This window comes from Microbacterium sp. K41 (genome assembly GCF_004794395.1).
Lineage (GTDB): Bacteria > Actinomycetota > Actinomycetes > Actinomycetales > Microbacteriaceae > Microbacterium > Microbacterium sufflavum.
This window is the reverse complement of the sequence record NZ_SSDO01000228.1, coordinates 1-714: the sequence shown is the minus strand read 5'-3', so window position 1 is coordinate 714 and position 714 is coordinate 1. Positions and strand designations below refer to the sequence as shown.

General features: G+C 78.6%; 1 protein-coding gene. It reads left to right on the top strand.

The window, feature by feature from the left end:
* Positions 1-714, top strand: a 714-nt coding sequence (locus tag DW309_RS06345) for a carboxyltransferase domain-containing protein (protein WP_136044882.1), incomplete at both ends; no start/stop codon positions are given.

Genomic DNA, 714 nt, shown 5'->3' with positions numbered 1-714 from the left:
CCGCTCGTCGCCACGCACGCGCGTGCCCGCGGGCTCGGTCGCGCTCGCCGGAGCCTTCAGCGGCGTGTACCCCCGCGAGAGCCCCGGCGGCTGGCAGCTGATCGGCCGCACCGACCTGGCCATGTGGGACATCGACCGCGAGCCTCCCGCACTGTTCGCACCCGGGCGGCGGGTGCGGTTCGTGCGGGCCGAGCGGGCCGCGGTCGTCGCGTCGGCCGAGAGCGCCGGCGGCACGGATCCGCGCGGCGGAGAAGCCTCCGCGACCCAGGGGCCGCGCGCTCCCGGAGCCCCCGCGGTGGAGGTCGTGCGCTCGTCGCTGCAGCTGCTCGTGCAGGACGAGGGTCGCGCGGGCTATGCCGCCCTGGGCGTCTCGGCCTCCGGCATCGCGGACCGGGTGGCCCTGCGCGACGCCAACCGCGCGGTCGGCAACCCCTCCGCCGCTGCCGTCCTGGAGTGCGTGGGCGGTGCGGTGCTGCGGTTCCACGGAGCCGGGGTGGCCGCGGTGGCCGGAGCGACCGGGGTCCTCACCCTCACGGACGCCGCCGGCGTGCCGCGCGACATCGCCCCCGGGGCACCGTTCGCCACGGTCGACGGCGACGAGCTCACCCTCGGTCACCCCGAGCGCGGGCTGCGCTTCGTGATCGCCGTGCGCGGGGGGATCGACGTCGCCCCGGCGCTCGGCAGCCGCGCCAGCGACACCCTCGCCGGGCTCGG